Origin of the sequence: Stieleria maiorica, from assembly GCF_008035925.1 — a bacterium.
Classification (GTDB): Bacteria; Planctomycetota; Planctomycetia; order Pirellulales; family Pirellulaceae; genus Stieleria; species Stieleria maiorica.
In genome coordinates this window covers 5914830-5936556 of record NZ_CP036264.1, presented here as the reverse complement: position 1 = coordinate 5936556, position 21727 = coordinate 5914830, and the positions used below count along the sequence as shown (strand labels likewise).

Genomic DNA, 21727 nt, shown 5'->3' with positions numbered 1-21727 from the left:
CTGGTCTATTTTCCTACCTCCTAAATCTTCTTACTAACTGTCCTTCATTAGCCTAGGATGGACAAACCCAACGCATTTTCGAGATGCCCGAAAAGCCGGCGGTGCTGGGACCGATGTGAGTTTGATCCACTGGGCCAGCTTGCTCCGGCAGCCGACGGCGGAGCACGCTCTGAGTGCATAGTGTCGCATGTTTTCGACTGAGTTTTGCGGTGTCGATGCCGGCATTGGATTGAGCCACTATGGCGGCCATAAAGGTAGCCGACAGTTCGGCGATTTGCGACGCTGGATATTAACGACAACGCCCGCGACGGATTGTAGCATCGCGGGCGTTTCGGATTTCAGTTCGCCTTCCGGCTTACAGCACGACGAATTCCACCTCCCGGACAAAGCAGGTTGTGTTGTTTTCTGGAAATCATGCGTCGACGTTGAAGCAGGCGTCGCGAAAGCGGCCGACGTTCACGATGTCCTGGCGGTCTGTCTTTTCCATCTTGGCTGAATCAGCCTTGGAAAGTAAATGAGTCAATCCAATACTCAGCTTGCCATTGCGGAACGGAGTTTGGTCGGCACGTCGCAGCGTGCTACCGAGGCGTCGTCAGCCCCGACCAACGCCTTGTTCTACGATCCAACTGACTTCTAGACGCTGCTGCAGGGGGCAGGCGTAGGGGGTGAAGCACCCTACGGCTTCTACTGAATTCATCGCCAAAACTGGATGCCGATGCGTTCACTGCTCGCCGGAGTAGTTTGTGCGGTCGCAGCGGCTCGGGGATCGCGTTCGATCACTGGACGTACTCACTGGGCAGATCATCGCATAGACACCGTGTTTCAACGATTGCTTCAATCACTGATCGCATTGCCGAACGCTGCCGGGGGCCATCGTATTCCCTGGGGCCAATCGGTTTTTCGAGTGTACATCGCGGCAGGCAGACTGGCTCAACTTCGACTGCGTGTGGCATCCCCCTCACTCTGAGATAGTATTGGTCATCGATGCGATACACTGACGCAGATGGTGTTGTCTTCTTGCGAATCAGGTAGATCGGCTCAATGATTCTCCACACCGACCCGTCTGCGAGGCAGTATTCCCAGCCATCGACGAATCCGTCAAATCGACCACGCACATAGGATTTACAAACGGAATAATTCATCGGCCGGTCTCCACGAGTTTGGGAACGAATTTGTGTCCAACTGCATTAGATCGATGCGGCCCTATCGACCAAAAACTTTGGACACGCGCGGTTTGCGAACCGTTTGTTACGACATCGACAGTTACCTATGGACCTAGCCCTCCGCGTCGAAGCTGATTCCCTGATTCCCTAAGTCGCTTCGGCCTGCATCTCCCATGCGACGAAAACAAACTGGTGCCCGGCTGGGGGCTAAAAAATTGACCGGCGTGGCTCGAATGATTCGATTCCCGCCCAAACACCCTGCCGGACGAATCCGGCGGGGTGTGTTTGAGTCCTCGTGATAAGGAGTTAACGCTCCGGTAGGTTCACTTGATCTGATCGTGGCGACGTCTGGGGAAGACGCTTGGATTCGGTCGAAAGCATCTCGACAAGTACTGGATTGGCCTTGTCTTCTTCGATCTGCTCGACCTTGCCTTTGGCGAGCAGCAACAGGATCAGGGCAAGCGGCAGACAACACGCGAATAGGATGCCTACTGCTTCGATCGATTTGGCAATGATCGGGTCTCTGCGTTCGCGTTCGGACCAGTGCCGGCGGTCCGATTCGAGCTCGTCTCGGCCCTGGCTGAGTATTTCTTGCTGATCAAGCACTCGCTCCTGGGCGTCGAAGACTTGCTCAACCTGACGACCGGTCAAGACCGGTGGTTCGCGTTTGCATCCGCTCAGCAGCAGGGGCAGGAGCGTGATTGTCGAGATCATGGCGAAATTTGTTCTCATCGCCCTCCTCGTGTTTTTGAGGTTGGTTGTGGAGTAAATGATTCAGGATTTGCCGCAACCCTCGAATCTGTGTTTTCGACTGGAGCAAGAGCAAGGCCGTTACGGTCAATGCCAATGCCAGTGTGAAAACGACTATGTGGACGGGTTCCATGTTTGATTTCCTTTCCGCGAAGGAGTGGGACGCAGTGCGAAGACGCTATGCGGCGTCCCGGGATTCTTTCAACTCGCCGATCAGGCTGGAGGCTTGGCGAATCGAGAGTGCTGAAACTTCGGCGCCCCCGAAACGTTCTTGAAGCACGTGATCGAGATCCACACGTTTACGGCGAGCGATCGCCCGGATGGCGGCGACTTGCTTTGCCGTTGCCAAGCGGGGACTGCCGTCAGCCGAGCCGGATGTGTCGTGACGTTCACGTCGGCCCGAGCTGTGTGCTGCTGCCTGAGAGGACGAAATCGCACGCCCGGAAACGGCGTCGATGCAGTGACGAGCAGCTTGGTGAAGCCGTGACTCCGCATCGGCGTCGAGTTTGTCCAGCTGGAATTCAGCCGAACAGGTCGTCGTGGTTCCGTCCCGGCAGGGCGAACCGGAAACACTGATTGATAGTTTCATGGGGGCTCCATGGTTTGAGTGAATGGTTCAGCGAAGGGGATTGATCGCTAGGTGGGCATCATTTCCGATGCGAGAAGGTTGACGCTCAGGTCGCGTTCGACGGTAATGCCCCGTAGCCAGCGTGCCAGCTGATGGACCATCAACGATGCCGCAAGACTGGCGGCGTAGACGGTGCTGGCCGTGGTGCAGCTTCCCGTGTGGGCCTCCGCTGCCGCGAACAGCGTCGTTTCGTAGTGCTCGTCGTGTTTCGGATCATCCGACGCGAGCACTCGGACAACCTCGCCACGCATCCGGCCGTCGATCCACAGGTCGCAGCGAGATTTCACGCAGCGCCAGATGGCGGCCCGTGATGAAATCGAATCGACACACGAAATGACAATTTCGCCGCGGTCCTGCCGCGGCCGGAACCGGTCCTTCACGACTGTGACATCGATCGACAGATCCACAAGTCGCAAATCGCAAGCCGTTGCCCCCACCTTCGGCTGGCCGATCTGGTCGTGCCGGTAACCTTGAGTCGTGACGTTGGTCAGCTCAATCTGGTCGAAATCGATCAGCTGCAACCTTGGTACTCCGATCGAGGCGAGTTGCATTGCGACTTGGCGACCGACGGCACCGACTCCGATGACGGTGACCCTGCGGCCTGCAAGGCGTTCCCGAGGGACCAGCCCGGATTGCCGCGTAAAGCGATCTGCCGGCCCGCTCATGAAGCCACCCACTCGCTGGCATGCCACAGACTGTCTTCCCAGGATGCTCCCATGTCCGGCGAATCTGGTCGAAACTCACGCGGGTTGCTGTCCGGAAGAGTGCCGTGCCGCATCGCAAACGGATCCAACACGGTCACACGGCGCGCGTATTCGGTCGACCATAGGTCGTGATCGGTCGCGGCAAAGGGGGCCGAGTAGTCGATCTTCCGCCGCAATTGCGTTTCGACTCCCGGGCCGGTGTTGAACTTCAGACGCCCGTACGTGGCTCCGTGCCGGGCCAAAATGAACATCACGGCCCAGTCCGCCGAGCCGAAGCAGCGCTCAAACGTCTCTTCGTCGGTCCCACTGGGAGACGGACAGCTTCCCGGATGGGTGTGGATCCAGATCCGGGCAAATTGCTCCGGGGAGCGTCCCTCGTCGACCTGGTCATCGAAAAAGTCGGCCACCGACGCGTCGTCGAATTCGACCGTAACCGGTGTGCAAACCTGATCAATCATCACCACGTCTTCGATGAGCAGCAAGTCGTCGGCATTGCTGATTCCGAATCCGCCGACCTCGGTGCCGCCGAAGTCACGTAGGAACTTCAGTTTCGCCCAGGCGTAGGGGCTGAACCTCAGGGTTGGACTCCTGCTCAGCTTCTGCCGGCGTCTCGGTCGGCTCCTGCGACCGCTCTTCGTTCGTTTCTTGGTCAAGGCAATCATCGCATTGGTTCTCCGTTAAACAGTGTTTGCAAAAAGATTCCCCGCATCGGTCGCACGATTCCATGCAACCGTTGCAGTAGTAAGATCTGCAGCCTTCGCAGATCGATGTGCAGTCGTGACAGAACGACTCGTCGCACGCTTCACAGCCGCAGCTACAGTCGCTGCACGTGCGGCGACCGCAGCGATCACACCGGCATGTGTCGTCCTCGTCGACGTTCGCACCACAATCGCCGCATTCCACGCCGAACCAGTCGCCGAGGCTGATGTAGGCACTGTCGGGGTTGTAGGTCTGCAGGATCTGGCGAACGATCAGGAAGAAGTCGTACAGACGGCCGTCGGCGAGAGCGTGTTTGATCGGTTGCTGACCATCGCCCTCGCAGAGCGCTTCCGACTGTACGTGGGGGTGCGTGGTTGAGTCACAGCTCACCGCAGGCTGCGGATCTGTCGCGATCACGCGGTAGGGAGTGGACTGACCGAGGTAGCGAATTTCAAACTCGATCTTGAACGGTCCCAACAGCACGCCTTCCAGCTCGATCGGTTCGGTGATCACGCCGACGGTGCCGTTCTTCACATTCAGCTCGACGGATTCGAAGTCAGCTTCCAACGCCGCCAAGTCGCCGATGAGTTCCGGCAATTCACACCGGACGCCGGGCTCGACGATTTCGGCCATCGAAACCAGTGATTGATCAATCGACTCGCGGAGGGACTTCAACGTCACGGCAAATTCGCGATGCAGACGATTTGCCGCAAGCAGCCAGCCGCGTGAGACGGCGACCGGTTCGAGTCGCTGCAATCGAAGGAGCCTCTGCAGGGAATCCGTTGAGATTGGCGTCAGTCGGCGACGTGGCGAGGTATTGCAAACCGCCGCCAAAACCTTCTGTGCGATCTGGTACCGCTTTCGAGCCTGCTTGCGATCGAGTCTACGGTCACGCCTGCAAGCAGGCCGCCTCGGATTGGTGGCGTGCCCCGGGTCTGATGCCCGAATCACGACGCTCCCTCGATCTTGGTCGGTGTGATCGAGATGCGGTCGCCTTCCTGCAGAATTTGATCGCGGGGCACCGGCAGACGGTTGACCCGAATCAGATAATTCGATTCCCGGGCAGCTCCGATGCGTTGGTTGAACAGGTCTTGGACGGAAGTGTTGTCTTGCACGTCGACGTAGTCGGCGAAACCGGCACCGTCGTTGTTGATCAGTAGGACTTTCATGGATTGGTTTTTCTCTGGGGGGGATTGGAATGTGCCGTGTCGGCCGACCGCTCGCGTGTTTTGCGAACCCGCCGGCGGCCACGACGAAAGAAACGATGACCGGCGGCACGCTGGGCGCACCGCCGGTCATCGCGGGTGGTGGTGATTCCTGGTTGCGATCGATGGCAACCCGAACCACGGCAACTAGAACTCGAAAGACAACTCCGCATTGATGTCATCCTGTGCGGCATGAAATGCGTCCCAGTCGATGACGTGGGGGCCGAGATCCTCGGCTTCCGGGTCGCTGATCGAGATGTCGGGATCGGCGATCAGAAAGCCGAGACGCTTGATGGTGGCGACGGTTTCACCCGTCGCACGAGAAACACTGCGATAGAGGTCTGCTTGAAGCATCGGAAGGGTTCTCCAAAGAGGTGTGGGTAAGGAACGAAAAAAGCCCTCGCAGGTCAGCGGACAGCGCTGACCCGAAAGGGCTTCAAAAAACAGGACTCAAACGATTCAATCGGTGTGGAAGGCTTCCGCCGGGGCGGGCAGGAGCCAGTGCTGGTGCAGCCAAGCGACTTCCGCTCGCAAGGCCTCGCTACGGTTGGCGAACGGTCCCAGACTGGGGCCGCCGACAGGCGACAGATCAGCCGTCCAGTGGCCGTTCTGGTCGGGCTCCACGTGGGAGCCCCGCTGGATCGCTAGTTTGCCGATGACGGACAGGTCCAAGTCCTCGCCGTAAACGCAGCGGCAGTTGCCGCTCGGGGTGATGATCAGCTCCATGCCGATCACTTCGTCCGCCGCAGAATGTTGCGGCGGGGGCGATCGACCATCAGACCATCCAGGGACGACTGCACCGCAGCCAACTGTCCGGTGATTCGCTTACGCAACGACTCGCTGTCACGAAGACTCTGCGGTGCGACACCGTCAATGACATGGCGCGCCCGATCGACGACCTGATCCAGCTCTTCGTTGGAGCGGATGTTGAGTCGCTGGAACCGGTCAAAGAACTCGGCAAAGTTCTCGATCGCGGAGTCACGGAACACCTTGGGCTTGCCGTCATCGTTGCCGGTCAGCCTTTCGGCGAGGTGCTCGACCATTTTGTTGAGTTCGTCGATGAACGCCGCCTCGGCCAATTGCACTGCTTCGTCGAACCGGCTTTTGACGCGATTGCATTCCTGCTCGTACAGCTCCGGATTGAGCCTGCGCAGGTAGTCGGGCGGTTCCACGCTGGGGAATTCCCAGCCGATCTCAAACAAGCCCTGCAGCGTGTCCGGGTAATCGCTTTCGCAGTACAGATCGCCGAGACGATCCCGGGCCTCGTATTTCAGCTCGTCAAAACGAGTGTCCAGGGCCGCGACGGCTTCCGCCAACTCGTCCCGGAAGCCCTGCATCCGGCCATCGATCTGGTCGACCGAGGCTTGGGGAACCAGCCGGATCCCCGGTTCCGGGAACGGCAACGTCGCGCCCTTGAAGTATGCCGTCGCTTGGGTTCGGACAGAGGTAACGGCGCGAAAGCTCGCGTCGCCGGTGTCGATCAACTTTTTCCCAGCGCTGATGTACTTGCCTTCGGCGTGGAACGTGTTCGCCGCCAAGGCCTTCTGCTCGGACGACAGCGACTTACGCGTCCCGAACCAAGTGAACGACAACCGCATCGCGGCCATCGTCGTGCGAAGTTTGCCGCCGTGGTCGCTTGTTGCCGCGGGAGCGTCTTCGAGAGTTTGTTGCATGACATGATTTCCTTCGGTGGTGGGGAGATACGAAAACAGCCCTCCGCGGTGACGGGGGCTGTTGGGCAAAAACAAGGTGTTGCAGACCGGGTCAGTTTTCCGACGGTTCGCTGCGGGAGACGCTCCGCCGGGACGCACGGCGTTTGGGGCGATGCTGATAGATGCCGGACTGATCGGCGTCCAGGCAGCGTCCCGACGCCCACTTTCGGAGTCTGTCGATCGATTCCGCCGACGTGACCGCCACGGGAACGACGTTACTTGCGGCCTGGACCACGGGGACATCGAGCAATGCCGCAAGCCGGCAGCACGCCCTGATTTCCGCGCCGGTCCAGTTGTCATCGGCGGGCTTTCGCTGATCGGGTGCCAGAGCGAACAGTTCCAGATACAGCGACCAGATCGTGTCTTTCTGTTCTCGGCCCGGCAGGTCGACAAAGAAGACACCGTCGAAGCGTTCGCTGCGGCTGAATTCCGGCGGCAGCTTTGACGCGTCGTTGCTGGTGCAGACCACAAACACGTCGGACTCGTGATCGTTGAGCCAGCTCAAAAACGTGCCAAACATCCGCGAAGAGACGCCGCTGTCGTTACTGCCCGATCCACCGACGCCCGAGAACGCCTTCTCGGCTTCGTCAAGCATGAGCACGCACGGTGCCATCGCATCAACGATCTGCAGTGCTTGCCGGGTGCGTTCTTCGGATTGGCCGACCAGCGACCCCATCAGGCTGCCCACGTCCAGTTGCAACACGGGCCGACCGACTTCTTTCCCCAGTGCTTTGCAAAACTCGCTCTTGCCGCAGCCCGGCGGCGACAACAGCAACACGCCGCGGGGACGAACCAGCTTGTTTACCTGACTCGATCGCAGCAGGGACCGCCGCGTGAAGGCTTTCAGCGAAGCAAGACCGCCGAGGGCACTGAAATCCGCGTTTCCACGATACAGCTGCAGCGTCCCCGCCTTGGTCAGCATTTGAGACTTCTGCTGCCACAGCGTTTCGGCCGTCAGCCGGTTGTCTCGCACCAGCGACAGCGCAAACGCGTTCTCGGCTTCAAACCGGGTCAGTCCGGTCGCCGCATCGAGGACACGCTCGAATTGTGCCTCCTCGGGCTGTTCGCCCGGTTCGGTGGCGATTGCCGCGGCGATCTCACGCAGCTGCTGGCGGCTCGGCAATTCGTGGTCGATCACGACAAACAGCTTTTCGAGCTCCACCGGAAGCTGCACGACCGGCGCCAGAACGACCAGAATCGTCCGGGTTTGTTTGCCGGTGATGACCTGGTGAGCGATGGCCTGGATGATTTCCGGAGACTGCAGAAAACGGTGAAAGTTCTCCAGCACGACGACCGTCGTTTGGTCGTCTTCGGACAGCAGGCTGGCGACGCCGACGGCAGCCAGCGGGTCGCTGACGTCCTGCTCGACAGCCTGACCGCCGCAGCGGAGGCCGGCGGCGATATTCCAACTGGCCATCTTCCAGCCTTCTCGCTGGCAAAGCTGGCTGATTTCATCGATCGCATCAACATGTTCGTGTGATGTGATCCAGATTCCGGAGAAGCACGCGCGGACGTACTCCTCCATTCGCTTGGCAAGCGACATGGTGTACTCCAAGGGGGTGGTGTGTTGACGATGACGGCAGAATGCCGCGGGGGAAGAAGGCAAATGCCCGCGATCACTCGCTGGCCCGCTGTTGCTGCTCGGTGGCAGCCTGATGAAACTCGGGTTTCAGTTGTTCGCTGGATTGCTGGCCGAGAGCCTGCAACAGGAACCGGCTCGCCTGCCGGCAGTCGCTTCCGGTGAAGCCGTTGGTTTCCACGCGGGTGTTACCATCGGGGGCGACGATGATTTCAATGGTCTTCATGCGGCACCTCCGACCTGGACGGTGACCTTGATCGAACCATCGGCCAATTGCTGTTCCCGGACCGAGTGCCCCTGTTTCCGGGCCTCCAACTTGGCCCGCTCGACGGCGTAGGCCTGCATGAACTCATCGAGCCGTTTTGGGGATCCCCAACGGCCCTGGTAGTTGTCGTACTGGACCTTCCCGGTATCGAGCTCGCAGACGACCGGGTAGCGCCAGTCACGCAGCTGGACGCCCAGGCCGGACGCTGTCTTGCTAAACAGCTTGAAGGTGCCCTCACCGGGCGGCTGAAGCCCCAAGCGATTGCAGCCGGCCCGGACGGCGGCCGCATCGCGGATTTCGGTCTGAATTTCGACGATGTGCGACATCGTAAGTGCTCCGAAAGCGAAAAAAGTCAGGTTTCCGGGGGCAACATGCTCCCATCACCCGTACGTAGCGCTTTTTCGGACAGAATTAACCTTGGATGCCGGTCACCGATGTGGCCCCGAAAGCGAACGGCGTGAATGTCGATGCATTCACTGAGCCCCGCCTTCCGCACGCAACCTTTCATGCTCGTGACAAACGTTGGATTTTGTTTTTGCAACGTAAACGTCAAAAAGCCGGCCACACTCTCTTGCCAGGACACGGCTGAAGGGGGATTTGTTGCTGAGCATTTCGGTGTGCACGAACATGCAATGCACCCAGGAGCACAGCATCGCTTCGCTATCTCCCGCAATCCTGCGTTATATCTATCAACGAAGGCCTCTGAGCCATTGTTTAACGCGAGTTGCACTCGTCCCGCCTAAACGCCTGGAGTCGCACGAAAAACTCGTGAGGCGACGCCTGGGGAGCTGTGGTGCAAACGTTAAGGACATTGTCGAAGCCACCTCATGATTTTACCTTGCCGTTGTTCCGGGATGCGATGCAAGGCAACCACAGGGGCAACCACTGAGAGGCCCTCGATTGATTTCGCCCCGTGATTTGCGGTGTTTTTGCCGTTTAATTCGGGGCCAGTATCGCCCACTTGTCTTTCTACGGGCTCTTTTCTCATTACGGGATTTGCGAAACGAGCTGTTTCGCGTTGGCCGGCGAATCGGAAACAGCTTGTTTCCAATTTGCATCCGATTAGGCCCTCGGGCAATTGTGCAGCAGCTTGCTGCACGCTTGCTTCTGTATGCCTCCAAAACGTGCCCCACTTCCGCATGCAGAGATAGTTTCGCCGCGACAATAATAGCGTCACTTCCGGGAACTGCGCCCGTCGATCCTTTCTCCTTTGGTCGACAACTTAGTCGCCCCAACGGCCGGCAGCCTGCTTTTGAAGGTTATGCTCGGCCAACCGTTTCGTTTTTGCCCCGTTCGCGGAACGCTTGGAAGGGCCGAAGCACTGCTTTGGGGGAGAAGGGAGCCAGTGTGGAGTCGGCCGTCCTCGTAACGGAGATCGTCAGTCTCTACTCCATCAAACAACAATCACGCTTCCGTTCCGGCGGATCGGCGGTCGCCCATCCACGGGGATACTGCACGGTTGTTCCGAGTAAGGTGCTGTGGGGCTGGATCGACTGCGAAAGTTTTACACTCGGTCGGAAAATCGACACCGTCGAACGCTATAACGATCAATGGGGGACGGAAGGTGTGCTTTCGACTCCCTTTTCGTTCCGTGTTCCCGGAGACCAATCATGAAACGCTACGTAGTTGTGTTGCTTGCCTTGGCGCTGGTTTCAACGCCTAGCAATGGCGATCATCACGAGGAGCTCGGCTGGCTGGACCTGCAGAAGTGCTCGATGTGCAAACTGATGGGAGCCAACATGGACATGATGGCCCATGTGACTTGGGAGAACCACAAGATCGACAACGGAGCACTTTCGGCGTCCGTCATACCGAAGGAGTACCAGGATCGGATGCAACAGCTGCATCAAAAGATGAAGATGGTGGAGGAAAAACTGGACGCCGGTGAAAAAATGCCCTTGTGCGGACACTGCGCCTCGTACGGCAAGTTGAAGATGGCCGGTGCAAAAACCCAAGAGATCGAAACGGACTTCGGAATGATCGCCTTGTTCACCTCCAATGATCCGGAAGTGGTCAAGCAGATTCACGCGCACACCGACAAGACCAACGCAGAGTTCAAGAAATTCCTTGAAGCTCAGATGCAGAACGACAAGAAGCCGGAATAGAATCGATTCGGTGCTCGCATCACAACGCTTTGACGGGCCGCAACGAGCAACTTGCGGCCCGTCGACTCTTTCACAGTGCCGGCGACAACCGCCGGCGACAACCGCCGGCGACAACCGCCGGGGACAACCGCCGGGGAGCGTAGGAAGATCGGCGGCGGGAGGCAGGGATCGTCGTCCGTCTGAATCCGATACCGAATCGCGGGCGTGGAGAAAAAAAGGCCTGTGCAACACCACAATTGTTGAAACACAATCCGTGAAGGTTCGCTTGGAAAGTTGAACGGGTGACATTCGATCCCTCTTGGTTTTTTCGATCCAAGAGGGGCGAAACACGCGTTTGGTCTCGCTCTGAATTCCACGCAAACCAAACGGACGGTACGACAATGGCAACGATTCAAGAACCGGCGCGAAAGGCGCCTTGGCCACCCATCGCAGCGACCGGCAAGCAACCGGTTCCCTACCCGGTCGGCCAGAAAGAAGGCGAGACCTTTGGCACAATCGCAAAGGACCATGGGTTAGATGCGAAAGAACTGATCCGGTTCAACTTCGGCACCCTGAAATCGGCCGAGATCAATTGGTATCTGGTCAACTACGTCCAATGTCCCCGGCCATCGCGCGGACAAAAGTATGTTCATTTTCGCGGGGCAAAATACGACGCGACGAATAAATCCGGGATGATCTTTCTGCCCGGCGACGACTCGCAGCCACAAGGAAACACGTTCGGGAACAAGGTCGTCGAACTGTACAACAACCTGAGCGAAAGTGAAAAGTACCCCGGCGGGTTGTGCTACCAGATCGCGTACAACCGCGTCAAAGCCGCTGCGAATCAAGTCGGCGTTGCGCTTCCGTCGCTATCGAGCCGCAACTCGTTCGGCCGACTCTGGGGATCGTTTATCAACACCAGGACGAACACCTGGTTCAATCTTCCAGAAAAGTATCGCGGCAAAGGGGCTGCCGGAGCGATGGCGTATGCGAAGCTCGGCACGCTGGTCGACCAGAACGGGATCTGGGCGGGGAATCTGAAACCCGGTGCCGTGATCCAAACCTGGAGCACCAAGTCCAACTACGAACTGGTTCGCGACAATCAACGGCCCCGCGGAATCGGCCACTCGTTCATCTTCCTGCGCTATTCGTCCTCCGGATCGACCATCGATGGCATGCACATCGCCGACCAAGGGTACCAGGGGCGACGTTTGCTGGCCCGGGGTAAATGGGGTTGGTGGGTTGGCGCTAATTTGGCTAAGGGCGGTTGAGGAGGTACAGGAAATTGAGGGACAGAAAAGCAGGGGCAAAACGATGGGGGCAAAACGATGGGGGCAGAACGATGGGGGCAGAATGATGGGGGCAGAATGATGGGGCAGAATGATGGGGCAGAATGATGGGAGGAGGGCGACAGGAAAATGGGTGACAAGAAGATGGGGTGGCGGGTTGCGTCATTCGATCGCGATAGGGCCGGATTGCATCTTCGGAAGAATCTCGATCGGTGCTTGGGGATCAGCGGCTAGGACGCGACACTGGCGAAGACGCTTTGTGATTTCGTCGACGATGCGTTTTGTCGGTTCGCCGCCGAGTCCGCCATAGACCGATTGAAATTCGTCCCGCGAGATCCCTTCCGGCAGGCCCTCGATCGGTGGGCAATAGTCCGCAGCATCTAAGCCGTCACGAATGGTTTGCTGAAGCGTCGTGGCAGACGTGGCATCACGGGTCGCTGCCATTGCGAACAGGACGCCGGCGCGATCGGCGACGAGATCGACGAACGAGAACCCCGAGCCTCCGGGGTTCGAATCCATCAACTCTTTCGTCACCCCGACCGACGTCGAGCGGTTTCCATCGGCCAACAAGGTCAGCGATGCGCTGACCCAAAAGTGTCGCGGTAAATCGCCGCGGCCGTGCAGTTTGACTTTCTGGCGAAGTCGACTGATCGCGCCGTGGTGGGAGTCATCCAGCGAGCGTCGCGCGAGGGTCGCGACATGTTCATCGCCCAGGATGACGCCGAGTGCGAGGATCGCCGCCTGGTTCGTGTGGACCGGATCGGCCGCGTCGGAATTCTTTGCGGCGAAACGAAACGCCAGCGCAACGCACTCGGCAAAGCCGTCGTCACCGGCAGGAATCTCGTCGACGTGTGCCAAAACGTGCTGGCCCGTGATTCGAGCACTGCGATCCAAATCGTTTGAGATGCCGTGCGGGATGCCCCAAAGGAACAGACCGCACAGGATCACGGCCAGCGAGATCCTGGCGACCAGACTCTTTCTCAGAGCGAGCCCGGCGGCCACACCGATAACGGCAGAGGCGATCGCAAGCTTGATTTGTGACGGGATCGGAAAGTAGCCATGGTTGATCCACAGCGATGCGACAGCCAGGGGGGACGCGACAGGGAGCGCGATGAGTGCCGATTGCCACAGCGGTCGACGGCTGGCAGCGAGCGCCACCAGAAAGCCGAGCATCGCGATTGAAATGACACGCAACGCGATGGCCGTCGCAGCTCGAGAGGACGCTTCTGACAATCCGGTCAGTTTGCCGACGACCGAGACCGCGGCGTCGGGGGCTCCCAACGGCCGCGGATCGGGAACCAGGCACAGCAACGCGAACCAAACCAAAACGAGGGGCAACCCGATTGCAGGTGATAGACCTGGGAGACGCGATGGCGGCCGAATCGTGACCCTTTCCATGACTGTTTTATCCCGTTTGTTTCACGACGTGGATTCTCTTGCGATCGTGCGAGGGACAGTATTCTCAGTCGTGCGTCGGGTTTTGCAATGACGGATTTAATGAACGATCGAATCAACGTTCGGAGACGCTTTATGTCTCTCCCACAGCGTTCGCTTCGGTGTGGCACTGGCGAGCTAGTGCGTCGGCGGGAAGACAAAGTTTTTAAAGGTCGCCGTGACGGGAATCGGCTCTTTCCGCCACTGGACGCTCCAATAGGGTTTGCCGTCCAGTTCGGCTCGCAGCGCGTAGGAGGTCATCGGGGCCAACGCGACATTCCAGGTGGCGTCTGTCGAGGAGGCCTGTTTGTTTTGGGGAGAGCGTGCTTCGATGATCACGAACAGTTCGGGATCGGTGCCATGGGCAAACACGAACACGGCACCGTCGATCGTGGAATCATCGTGGTAGCGTGCGATCGGCGTGGTCATCAGCCGCAAGCGGTCTTCGTCGCCGCCTTCGAAGTCATCCTGCGCGGAAATGCGACGGACGAGACGACGCATTTGAAGCAAGCGGGCGGCTGGTGTGGCGGCGGGCTGGGGCGCGCCGGGAATCGATTCAAACGAGACGCCGGCGGTGGCAGGTGCCCATGCAGACCGCCCGTTGTATTGGAATCGCAGCGGCCGGGTGGACAAGGACTGAAACTCGTGCAGCCAGACGTCGTCGGTGCCGGGAATGATAAAGATCTGTGCCGCAGCGACGGGACGTTTTGCACTGTCTTCCCAAACAAACAGCCCCCCGTCGACGACGCCGCTGACCGGATTGGTGAATCGCAGCACCGGCTTGTCGCGAAACGTGACCGCTTCTTGGGTCCGGCCAGTGTCGACGGTGACTTCGTAGGAGCCGCCCGTGGTTCGCATGTAGGTCAAACGTTCGTCCGGGCTGTCGTGGACGGTCGCAACTTTATCGCCGACTGCAACTTGGCAGACGAGTAGAAACAGCGCCAGCGTTGTTGCGGTTGCCATCGATTCGCCTCATCCCGAGGAAAGTAGGAACGGAAGGTGTCGCCTTGCGGTGTAATTCAGTCACGGCGTCTATAATGGGCGATGCGAGAGCCCAAGTCAACTTGTTTTGTTACCGTTGTTCATAATCATCGAGCGCGCAGCGAAAGCCGACAATATCATCATCGGCTCGGGTAGTGTCGACGTGTTCTCCGAACTCGTCGCCCCGGAGGCGAAGCTTCCCTCAGCGACGACCTCGGAGAGGACGTCGACTAATCTCACTCGCGAGGTGGGCGGGGTGTTGGTTTGGAGGGCTATTTGGTCGATTCGATCTGCTTTCGCATCTGGTCGATGATCGCGGGCAGGTAGATGATGCCGGAGTAATGGTTGGCCAACAGTTTGACGTGATGGGATGAATTGAGTTTGGCTGCGGTGGCAAGCGCGTTAGCACTGGACATCGGGACGACGGTGTCCAGGGTGGCGGAATAGATCCAGGTGCGGTCGGGGTCCAGGCGGTGGGCGATGCGGGTCGGTTCGATTTGGTGGACGAGCGATCGAAGCTGGTCGCCCACCAGCCCCGCACGCTCCAACCGCGCGCGGACTTTGGCGGCGTCTTTGGCTCCGTTTTCGATCACGTTCAACAGGTCGCCGCCGGCGAGCGTGATGAACACATTGTCGTAACCGTTGTCGATCGACGCCGCGGTGGCCGATACAAATCCGCCCAAACTGGTGCCTTGAAGCGAAATGCAGTCGGGATCCACCACAGGCAGGCTGGCGACCGCATCCCGGGCTCGTCGCACATCGGCGATCGCTTGACGCATCGCGGAAAAGAAAAACGCGTCGTCCGGCTTTTGGCCGTCGATCCGACGTTTGCCGTAGTGCGGCAGGTGAATTAGAAACGCATGGAAACCGCAATGCTGGAACCCGTGCGCGAACATCCGTCCGACCGCCATGCTGCTGCTGGTTTCGTGAACCACAACCACCGCGCCGGCCCGTTTGGGACGCTGTTGTTGGTCTCGGGCGATGTACCATTCCATCGACACCAAGTCGTTCTGCGGATCACCGGTATCGATGGGAGATGGAAAACGTACCGTGACGTCGCCACGCAGACGATCCGGCGCATTGCACTCGGTCTCAAAGGGTGACGGCTTCCACGTCAATCCGTTCAAACACGCCAGCGCATCTTCGGAAGGTTCATGACCGATGTCCAGAGAATCGGCGGCCTTGAACGACTTGCCGACCAGTTGGATCGGCAGCGGTTCCATGGCGTCCTCCCCACGGCAGACGAATCCGATACAGATGGCAACCGCAAACCAGAACGTGCTCAGTCGACGCATTGTGATGCCTGTTGGGGTGAGTACGGGAAGGTCGGATTGGACGTGACAGAATAAACGGGTCAGAAATACAGCAGTCGAAACAGGAAGATGCGGGTCAGGGATGAGCCTGGAGGTGGATGGCAGGGTGAGTCAATTGAAATCGCGCGTCGGTCGGTTGGTCGTCAGGAGCCAAGCGATGGAGAAGCGTTTCGTATTTGGGTTCCTGATAGGCAATGGCAGCGCGGCGGAGCAATTCAGCGAGCTTGGCGCCGTCCAGCGGAGTGATTTGTTCGTGTTTCCAATCGCTTTCTGACAGAGCGAAGGGGATTAAGAAGTCCAGCGCGTCTCGAATTCCGCCCGCGTTATCGGAGTGATGGTTCCACAAATCGACGTCGACGTGATCGGCCAGCGTGGCCAGGTTGATGAACGCCTTGAGGTTCATCACGGAATAGTCCCACGATTTGGTCCGTGCCAGTTCGTGGGGTTGTGATCCGTCATCGCGGATCTGGGATTTGATGCGACGCTCGGCGACGTTTCGCAAGACTTCGCGGGCGACATCAGGCTGGCCGGCGTACAGGGCGAAGCAGGCAACTTGGGCGTCGTACCAGGTCGCGTGATTGTTTTTCGTCCGGTCTTCGTCACGACCGTGTTTGCTGTGGCGAAGCCAATGCAAATACTGCGCAAACCACTGCCGCAGCGACCGCGCGTCGGCGTCTGTCCAGGCGGGGGACGTTTCCAACAGCAATGCGGCGTCGACCGCTCCGATCAGGCAGGCGGTGTCGATGATCCCGATCCCTCGTCCAGTCGTTCTTCCGGGGATGGCTTGTCCGAAGTTGAGATTCGGGTTCATCGCCGTTTCCGGGCGCACGAACCAAGTTCGCAGCAACTCCGCGGCGTGTCGGGCATCATCGGGGTTGCGGGTGTAGTACCAAGCTAGCGCCAGGGTCAAACTATTACCGCAGGTCTTCTTCAGCCCTACATTGTCGTATTCCATCCGCTCCGGATTCACTTCACCGTCGCGGCGAATGTAAGGCTTGCCGTCGGGTTTGGCGGGGTCGGGCCACCAGTAGGGGCCCACGCTGATGTAGTCGTGTTTATCACCGCTGGGTGGAACGATTGACTTGGAAACGACCGTCCAGGGGCCTTCGGTCCGACACTCGTCGGCCTCACGTCGCAAGTTTTCAATCGCCGGCGGGACGCTGTCGCCAGAATCCTGCCATCGGGCGTACTGGCCAGCCATTCCCTGGGCATCCAGGATCAGCGTCCGGGGCGGATCAATTGCGACGGGATCCTGGGCGGCGATCGCCGTTTGCAACAGGGATCCGATCGCCAGCAGCCAGACACATCGGGGGATCATCGTATGCATCGCGTCGAGTCGTTCAAGGTGCGTGGACTTGATGCTCTGGGGAGCGTGAGTGCGTCAACGTAGCGCGGGGCAGCAGCGTCTCGCCGTGCCTGGTGATCGGCACGACGTCACCACTGGGGGCTAGGCTCGCTGTGGCAATTGTACGCGTCGGGTCAGACGAGTTCCAATTCGCCAACGGCGGGGGTTTCGCGACGCGGCGACTGGGCCGACGGTTCCGGCTGCGATGCATCACCGTCAAGCCGTCGATTAGTGCTGACGATCAGGTACAGCGCGGGAACGACCGCCAGGGTCAACAGCGTCCCCAGGGCCATGCCGGCCACCAAGATGATTCCGATGCTGTTTCGGGCTTCGGCCCCCGCACCGGTGACCAAGACCAACGGAAAGTGGCCCAAGATGGTGGCGGCCGACGTCATCAATACCGGGCGCAGTCGTGTTTGCGCCGCGTGCATGATCGCGGCCCGTTTCTCCCAGCCGTCGTGCCGCAGCATGTTGGCAAATTCGACGATCAAGATGCCGTTCTTGGCGACCAAACCGACCAGCGTGATCAGTCCGACTTGAGAGTAGATGTTGATCGTCGTGAAATCCAAACAGGTCAGCACCAAAACACCGGTGATCGCCGGCGGAACCGAACCGAGCAGCACGACCAGCGGGTCGCGAAACGAATGGAACTGGGCGGCAAGCACCAGATAGATCAGCACCAAGGCGAACCCCAGCGTCCCGGCCAACTTGGAACCCTCGTTTCGGATTTGACGTGACTCGCCGGCGTAGTCGATTTCAGCAACGGCGCCGGTGACGTCGCGTGCGATCTGTTCGATGGCGTCCAGGCCCGTCGCCTTGGTCACACCGGGCAGAACGGCCGCGGAGATCTTGAGCGAGTCTTGTTGTCCGAAACGGTTCAGGCTGCGTGGCGCGGTCACCGGTTCGATCGAAGCAAACGCCGAAACGGGAATCAACTCACCGGCCGGGTTGCGGATTTTTAAGTCCATCAACGACCCGACGTCTTCACGTTGGCGGGCATCCAGTTGTGGAATGACGCGGTACGAGCGGTCGAAGAAGTTGAATCGGTTGACCTCGCCGCCGCCCAACAAAACGCCCAGTTCACGCCCCACCGCGGCCTGGTCGAGTCCCAAGTCGGCCAACACTTCGCGATCGACGATCACCCGGGCCTGGGGCAGATCGAATTTCAAATCCGAGTCGACGAACATGAACATGCCCGACTGGCCGGCTTGTTGCATGATCTGCTGGGACCATTGAAGTCGTTGCTGCGTGGGCGCATCGCTTTTGATGACGACCTCGACGTCGAACTGCCCGGCACCGGGAAGCGGCGGCACCAAGACCGGAAACGCTTCCAGCCCGACACTTTGCGACGCGATGCCGTAGACTTCGGGGAGCATCGATTGGGTGTCGCGCTCACGTTGGTCCCAATCCTTGGTGATCACGCCGCCGAATCCACCGCCGGCGGTGACCAATGACCACATGTAATCGGTTTCCGGGATCGCCTGCAACGTTTCGGCCAACTCACCGGCCCAGCGGGTCGATGCGTTCAGCGTCGAATCGGGGGCGGCGCTGACGACCAACGAGATCGCCCCCTCGTCTTCGATCGGTGCCAGTTCTTTCCCGGAAAACATGTACAGCGGGACGGCTGCCAGGGCGGTGATCAACGTGGCGGCGGCGATCGACCAACGCAGATCGAGCACCCAAACCAACATCCGCGCATACACGGACTGCAGTCGTTCAAAAAACCCTGCGGTCAACCGGCTCAGCCGCCCCTCGCGTTCTTCGGCCTGTAACAACACCCCGCTCATGATCGGCGACAATGTCACCGCGACGATTCCGGAAACGATCACGGCGGCGGCCAGTGTGAACGCGAATTCTCGGAACAGCATGCCGGTCAATCCCGACTGAAACCCGATCGGTGCGTACACGGTCGCCAGCGTGATCGTCATGGCGATCACGGGACCGACCAGTTCGCGTGCCCCGACCAGCGCCGCAGACTTTTTGGACAGGCCCTGGCGGAGGTGACGCTGGACGTTTTCAACGACGACGATGGCGTCGTCGACGACCAGACCGACCGACAGGACGATGGCCAACAGAGTGAGCAGGTTGAGCGAAAAGCCCAACAAAAACATCACGACGGCGGCACCGATCAGCGAGACCGGCATGGCGACCAAGGGGACCAAGGCCGAACGCAGCGATCCCATGAACAGGAACACGACCAGGGCGACGATCCCGACGGTTTCCAGCAAGGTCGTAAAGATTTCCGAGAGCGCCTTGCGCATGAATTTTGTGCCGTCGTACGCCATCTGCATGTCGACGTGGGAGGGCAATCGCGGCTGGATCTGGGACATCGCCACCGCGACGGCGTCGGAGACTTCGATTTCGTTGCTGCCCGGCAGCGGCCAGACGCTCAGGTAAACCGCTTTCTCGCCGCGATACATCGCCGTGGCCGTCGGCTCTTCCGAACCCAATTGCACTTCGGCGACGTCTTGCAACCGCACGATCGAATCGTCGGTTTGCGAAACGATCAGGTCACCGAACTCTTCGACGTTACGCAGGTCCGTGTTGGTCAACAAGTCGATTTGAATCGATTCGCTTTTGACCTGCCCGATGGCGGCCAGGAAATTATTCCGCTGGAGGGCTTGGTAGACGTCGCCGGGGGTCAGGTTCAACTCCGCCAATCGCTGCGGGGAAATCCAAATCCGCATCGCCGGCGTCTGTCCGGCTTCGACCCCGACGCGTTGGACGCCGCGGACGGTCGCCAACCGGGGTTGGACGTTGCGGGCCAGGAAATCGGTCAACTCGGGGATGTCGAAACGATCCGACGTGAAGCTGATGTAAAACGTCGCATAGGGTTTGTCGGCCCGTGCCAGATCGACCGTCGGCGGCTCGGCTTGGTCGGGCAACTGTGACCGAATCTGGCTCAGTCGAGCGTTGACTTCCGCGAGCGCCCGTGTGGAATCGTGATTGAGTTGCAGCTTGACGGTGATCGTGCTGATGCCGGCGACGCTGGTCGATTCGATCGTGTCGACGCCGGCGATCGACGATACGGCTTGTTCGATCGGCGTGGTCAGGAAGCCGCGGACGGTTTCGGCGCTCGCCCCGTAGTACAGCGTGGTGACGGTGATCGAACTGCTTTCCAGTTTCGGAAACTGTTGGACCGGCAGCGACATCGCGCAGCGAAGTCCGATGATGACCAGGATCGAATTGGCGACGACGGCCAGCACCGGGTGGCGAATGAACAGATCGGTGATCGCGCGGCGCGGCGGCGCGCCATTTGGCTCGTGCATCAAGAAGTGCCTCCCGTGGCCGTTGGGCCGGTGGCCAGCAAGCGTCCTTCGCTGACCTTGAATGAACCGTCCGTGATCACCGTGTCACCGGCCGCGACGCCGTCGGCGATCCAGGTTCGGGAGCCGTCGCTGCCCAGCACGACAACCGCGCGCGACTCGGCCCGCAATCGGCCTTCGCTTTCAACCGCGACGAAGACAGTCGTGCCCGTCGGGCCGCGTCGGATCGCGGTCGACGGAACGGTGACCGCCGGGATTTGCGGACCGAAGGGGATCCGAACCTTGACCGAATCTCCGGGGTGCAGCGTCGTCGGCGGTTGATTCAGTCTGGCCCGGGCCAGCAAGGACCTTGATTGCAGGTTGGCGGAGGCATCGACGGCGATGATTTTTGATTCCAGCGGTTCGGCCGCCGCCGGAAGTAACAGCTCGACCGTGTCACCGGCACCGACCGAAGCGGCCACCGCTTGCGGCATCGCAAAGTCGACGTTTAAGAAGTCGTCCAGCCCGGACAGTTCGGTGATCTCGCTGCCGGCGGCCAAGTACTGGCCGGGATGAAGGTCGAACAGCCCGACGCGGGCGTCGAATGGGGCGAGAAGTGTTTTCTTCTTGATCAGCGCTTCGAGCCGCTCGACTTCCGCGATCGATCGGGACAGGTCGGCCGTCGCTTCTTCCAACAGTTGTTCACTGCCGGCTCCGGAGCGTTTCAGCCGTTCGTTTCGCGCCAAGGCATCTTCGGCCAGTTTGCGGGTGGCCAGTGCACTCTTGAGTTCCGCGGATTCCAGCTCGGTGTCGAATCGGAACAGGACGTCGCCGCGACGCACCAGGTCGCCCGGTTTGACACCGACTTCGGTCACCACCCCCGTCAACTCATTGCTTAACGTGACCGATTGCGGTGCCAGCGCGGTGCCGATCACCATGCTGTTGCGTCGGTAGGGGGCATCGACCGCGGCTACCGAAGCGACCGCAACGGGCATTTCCGGCGGCGGAGGCATCGAGCTGGCGGCTTGGATTTGACGGTATTTGGCGTAGCCGACCGCCCCGATCGCCCCCACCACAAGGAGGAGGACGAAGACGGAACCGGCGATCAGACGTTTCATCGGCGAATTAACAAACGTGGAAAACAGGCAACAGGGATCGGGGAGAGTAGTTCATCGATCGACCAGCGCGAATCCTGTCGGCTGAGAATCCAGGAATCGCACGGGCGGCAAACCCCGTCCCCGGACCGTTAGGGAATACTCCTGTGACGCCGGTAGCTTACAGCGGGTTCGCCGTTTCGCTAGGCTTTTGTCTCGCCTAAGTACTCAGGAAGG

General features: G+C 59.7%; 21 protein-coding genes. 3 read left to right on the top strand and 18 right to left on the bottom strand.

The window, feature by feature from the left end; all coding sequences use genetic code 11:
- Positions 1-187 precede the first annotated feature (187 nt).
- Positions 188-496, top strand: a complete 309-nt coding sequence (locus Mal15_RS20300; RefSeq protein ID WP_147869431.1) for a hypothetical protein — start codon at positions 188-190, stop codon at positions 494-496.
- Positions 497-1469: 973 nt separating this feature from the next.
- On the opposite strand, the gene Mal15_RS20295 is transcribed toward Mal15_RS20300, so the two are convergent.
- The 12 genes from Mal15_RS20295 to Mal15_RS20240 form a co-directional block, all read right to left on the bottom strand.
- Positions 1470-1877: a hypothetical protein gene (locus Mal15_RS20295; protein WP_147869430.1), complete on the bottom strand. Its 408-nt coding sequence runs from the start codon at positions 1875-1877 to the stop codon at positions 1470-1472.
- Between the two features lie 214 nt (positions 1878-2091).
- Positions 2092-2502 carry a hypothetical protein gene (locus tag Mal15_RS20290; RefSeq protein WP_147869429.1) on the bottom strand — a complete coding sequence of 137 codons (411 nt, stop codon included), beginning with the start codon at positions 2500-2502 and terminating at the stop codon, positions 2092-2094.
- Positions 2503-2549: 47 nt separating this feature from the next.
- Positions 2550-3206 carry a ThiF family adenylyltransferase gene (locus Mal15_RS20285; RefSeq protein ID WP_147869428.1) on the bottom strand — a complete coding sequence of 219 codons (657 nt, stop codon included), beginning with the start codon at positions 3204-3206 and terminating at the stop codon, positions 2550-2552.
- Positions 3203-3703: a hypothetical protein gene (locus tag Mal15_RS20280; RefSeq protein WP_233903562.1), complete on the bottom strand. Its 501-nt coding sequence runs from the start codon at positions 3701-3703 to the stop codon at positions 3203-3205. Before Mal15_RS20280 ends, Mal15_RS20285 begins: the two co-directional genes overlap by 4 nt.
- Before the next feature lie 73 nt (positions 3704-3776).
- A complete protein-coding gene (locus Mal15_RS20275; protein WP_147869426.1) occupies positions 3777-4700 on the bottom strand; it encodes a hypothetical protein in 924 nt (307 codons plus the stop codon).
- A gap of 191 nt (positions 4701-4891) precedes the next feature.
- Positions 4892-5113: a molybdopterin converting factor gene (locus Mal15_RS20270; RefSeq protein WP_147869425.1), complete on the bottom strand. Its 222-nt coding sequence runs from the start codon at positions 5111-5113 to the stop codon at positions 4892-4894.
- A gap of 183 nt (positions 5114-5296) precedes the next feature.
- Complete coding sequence (locus tag Mal15_RS20265; protein ID WP_095736772.1) at positions 5297-5503, bottom strand: hypothetical protein; 207 nt, start codon at positions 5501-5503, stop codon at positions 5297-5299.
- Between the two features lie 105 nt (positions 5504-5608).
- The gene (locus tag Mal15_RS20260; RefSeq protein ID WP_147869424.1) at positions 5609-5875 is read right to left on the bottom strand and encodes a hypothetical protein; all 267 of its coding nucleotides are present in this window, start codon (positions 5873-5875) and stop codon (positions 5609-5611) included.
- Between the two features lie 5 nt (positions 5876-5880).
- On the bottom strand, positions 5881-6822 hold the full coding sequence (locus Mal15_RS20255; RefSeq protein ID WP_147869423.1) for a hypothetical protein: 942 nt from the start codon (positions 6820-6822) through the stop codon (positions 5881-5883).
- 91 nt (positions 6823-6913) lie between these two features.
- Positions 6914-8404: an AAA family ATPase gene (locus Mal15_RS20250; protein WP_147869422.1), complete on the bottom strand. Its 1491-nt coding sequence runs from the start codon at positions 8402-8404 to the stop codon at positions 6914-6916.
- Positions 8405-8477: 73 nt separating this feature from the next.
- Positions 8478-8666, bottom strand: coding sequence for a DUF2997 domain-containing protein (locus tag Mal15_RS20245; RefSeq protein ID WP_147869421.1), 189 nt, complete (start codon positions 8664-8666; stop codon positions 8478-8480).
- Positions 8663-9031, bottom strand: a complete 369-nt coding sequence (locus Mal15_RS20240; protein ID WP_147869420.1) for a DUF1257 domain-containing protein — start codon at positions 9029-9031, stop codon at positions 8663-8665. The genes Mal15_RS20245 and Mal15_RS20240 overlap by 4 nt, the downstream gene beginning before the upstream one ends.
- 1284 nt (positions 9032-10315) lie before the next feature.
- Between Mal15_RS20240 and Mal15_RS20235 the strand changes: the two genes are divergently transcribed.
- Both Mal15_RS20235 and Mal15_RS20230 read left to right on the top strand, forming a co-directional pair.
- Positions 10316-10810 (top strand): hypothetical protein, encoded by a 495-nt coding sequence (locus tag Mal15_RS20235; protein ID WP_147869419.1) that lies wholly within the window; start codon positions 10316-10318, stop codon positions 10808-10810.
- Between the two features lie 380 nt (positions 10811-11190).
- Positions 11191-12060: a LysM peptidoglycan-binding domain-containing protein gene (locus tag Mal15_RS20230; protein WP_147869418.1), complete on the top strand. Its 870-nt coding sequence runs from the start codon at positions 11191-11193 to the stop codon at positions 12058-12060.
- A gap of 180 nt (positions 12061-12240) precedes the next feature.
- Here the strand turns inward: Mal15_RS20230 and Mal15_RS20225 are convergent, their stop codons facing one another.
- The 6 genes from Mal15_RS20225 to Mal15_RS20200 form a co-directional block, all read right to left on the bottom strand.
- On the bottom strand, positions 12241-13416 hold the full coding sequence (locus Mal15_RS20225; protein WP_147869417.1) for a hypothetical protein: 1176 nt from the start codon (positions 13414-13416) through the stop codon (positions 12241-12243).
- A gap of 234 nt (positions 13417-13650) precedes the next feature.
- On the bottom strand, positions 13651-14475 hold the full coding sequence (locus Mal15_RS20220) for a hypothetical protein (RefSeq protein WP_147869416.1): 825 nt from the start codon (positions 14473-14475) through the stop codon (positions 13651-13653).
- A gap of 290 nt (positions 14476-14765) precedes the next feature.
- Positions 14766-15788, bottom strand: a complete 1023-nt coding sequence (locus Mal15_RS20215) for a dienelactone hydrolase family protein (protein ID WP_147869415.1) — start codon at positions 15786-15788, stop codon at positions 14766-14768.
- A 94-nt stretch (positions 15789-15882) separates the two neighbouring features.
- A complete protein-coding gene (locus Mal15_RS20210) occupies positions 15883-17124 on the bottom strand; it encodes an alginate lyase family protein (RefSeq protein WP_167546926.1) in 1242 nt (413 codons plus the stop codon).
- A 161-nt stretch (positions 17125-17285) separates the two neighbouring features.
- Entirely contained in the window at positions 17286-20420 is a 3135-nt protein-coding gene (locus Mal15_RS20205; protein ID WP_147869413.1) for an efflux RND transporter permease subunit, read from the bottom strand.
- On the bottom strand, positions 20420-21514 hold the full coding sequence (locus tag Mal15_RS20200; protein WP_147869412.1) for an efflux RND transporter periplasmic adaptor subunit: 1095 nt from the start codon (positions 21512-21514) through the stop codon (positions 20420-20422). The genes Mal15_RS20205 and Mal15_RS20200 overlap by 1 nt, the downstream gene beginning before the upstream one ends.
- Positions 21515-21727: the final 213 nt, after the last annotated feature.

Coding starts and splice junctions, on each gene's coding strand:
- Mal15_RS20300 (WP_147869431.1), top strand. CDS start 188: ATGTTTTCGACTGAGTTTTGCGGTGTCGATGCCGGCATTGGATTGAGC.
- Mal15_RS20295 (WP_147869430.1), bottom strand. CDS start 1,877: ATGATCTCGACAATCACGCTCCTGCCCCTGCTGCTGAGCGGATGCAAA.
- Mal15_RS20290 (WP_147869429.1), bottom strand. CDS start 2,502: ATGAAACTATCAATCAGTGTTTCCGGTTCGCCCTGCCGGGACGGAACC.
- Mal15_RS20285 (WP_147869428.1), bottom strand. CDS start 3,206: ATGAGCGGGCCGGCAGATCGCTTTACGCGGCAATCCGGGCTGGTCCCT.
- Mal15_RS20280 (WP_233903562.1), bottom strand. CDS start 3,703: ATGATTGATCAGGTTTGCACACCGGTTACGGTCGAATTCGACGACGCG.
- Mal15_RS20270 (WP_147869425.1), bottom strand. CDS start 5,113: ATGAAAGTCCTACTGATCAACAACGACGGTGCCGGTTTCGCCGACTAC.
- Mal15_RS20265 (WP_095736772.1), bottom strand. CDS start 5,503: ATGCTTCAAGCAGACCTCTATCGCAGTGTTTCTCGTGCGACGGGTGAA.
- Mal15_RS20260 (WP_147869424.1), bottom strand. CDS start 5,875: ATGGAGCTGATCATCACCCCGAGCGGCAACTGCCGCTGCGTTTACGGC.
- Mal15_RS20255 (WP_147869423.1), bottom strand. CDS start 6,822: ATGCAACAAACTCTCGAAGACGCTCCCGCGGCAACAAGCGACCACGGC.
- Mal15_RS20250 (WP_147869422.1), bottom strand. CDS start 8,404: ATGTCGCTTGCCAAGCGAATGGAGGAGTACGTCCGCGCGTGCTTCTCC.
- Mal15_RS20245 (WP_147869421.1), bottom strand. CDS start 8,666: ATGAAGACCATTGAAATCATCGTCGCCCCCGATGGTAACACCCGCGTG.
- Mal15_RS20240 (WP_147869420.1), bottom strand. CDS start 9,031: ATGTCGCACATCGTCGAAATTCAGACCGAAATCCGCGATGCGGCCGCC.
- Mal15_RS20235 (WP_147869419.1), top strand. CDS start 10,316: ATGAAACGCTACGTAGTTGTGTTGCTTGCCTTGGCGCTGGTTTCAACG.
- Mal15_RS20230 (WP_147869418.1), top strand. CDS start 11,191: ATGGCAACGATTCAAGAACCGGCGCGAAAGGCGCCTTGGCCACCCATC.
- Mal15_RS20220 (WP_147869416.1), bottom strand. CDS start 14,475: ATGGCAACCGCAACAACGCTGGCGCTGTTTCTACTCGTCTGCCAAGTT.
- Mal15_RS20215 (WP_147869415.1), bottom strand. CDS start 15,788: ATGCGTCGACTGAGCACGTTCTGGTTTGCGGTTGCCATCTGTATCGGA.
- Mal15_RS20210 (WP_167546926.1), bottom strand. CDS start 17,124: ATGATCCCCCGATGTGTCTGGCTGCTGGCGATCGGATCCCTGTTGCAA.
- Mal15_RS20205 (WP_147869413.1), bottom strand. CDS start 20,420: ATGCACGAGCCAAATGGCGCGCCGCCGCGCCGCGCGATCACCGATCTG.
- Mal15_RS20200 (WP_147869412.1), bottom strand. CDS start 21,514: ATGAAACGTCTGATCGCCGGTTCCGTCTTCGTCCTCCTCCTTGTGGTG.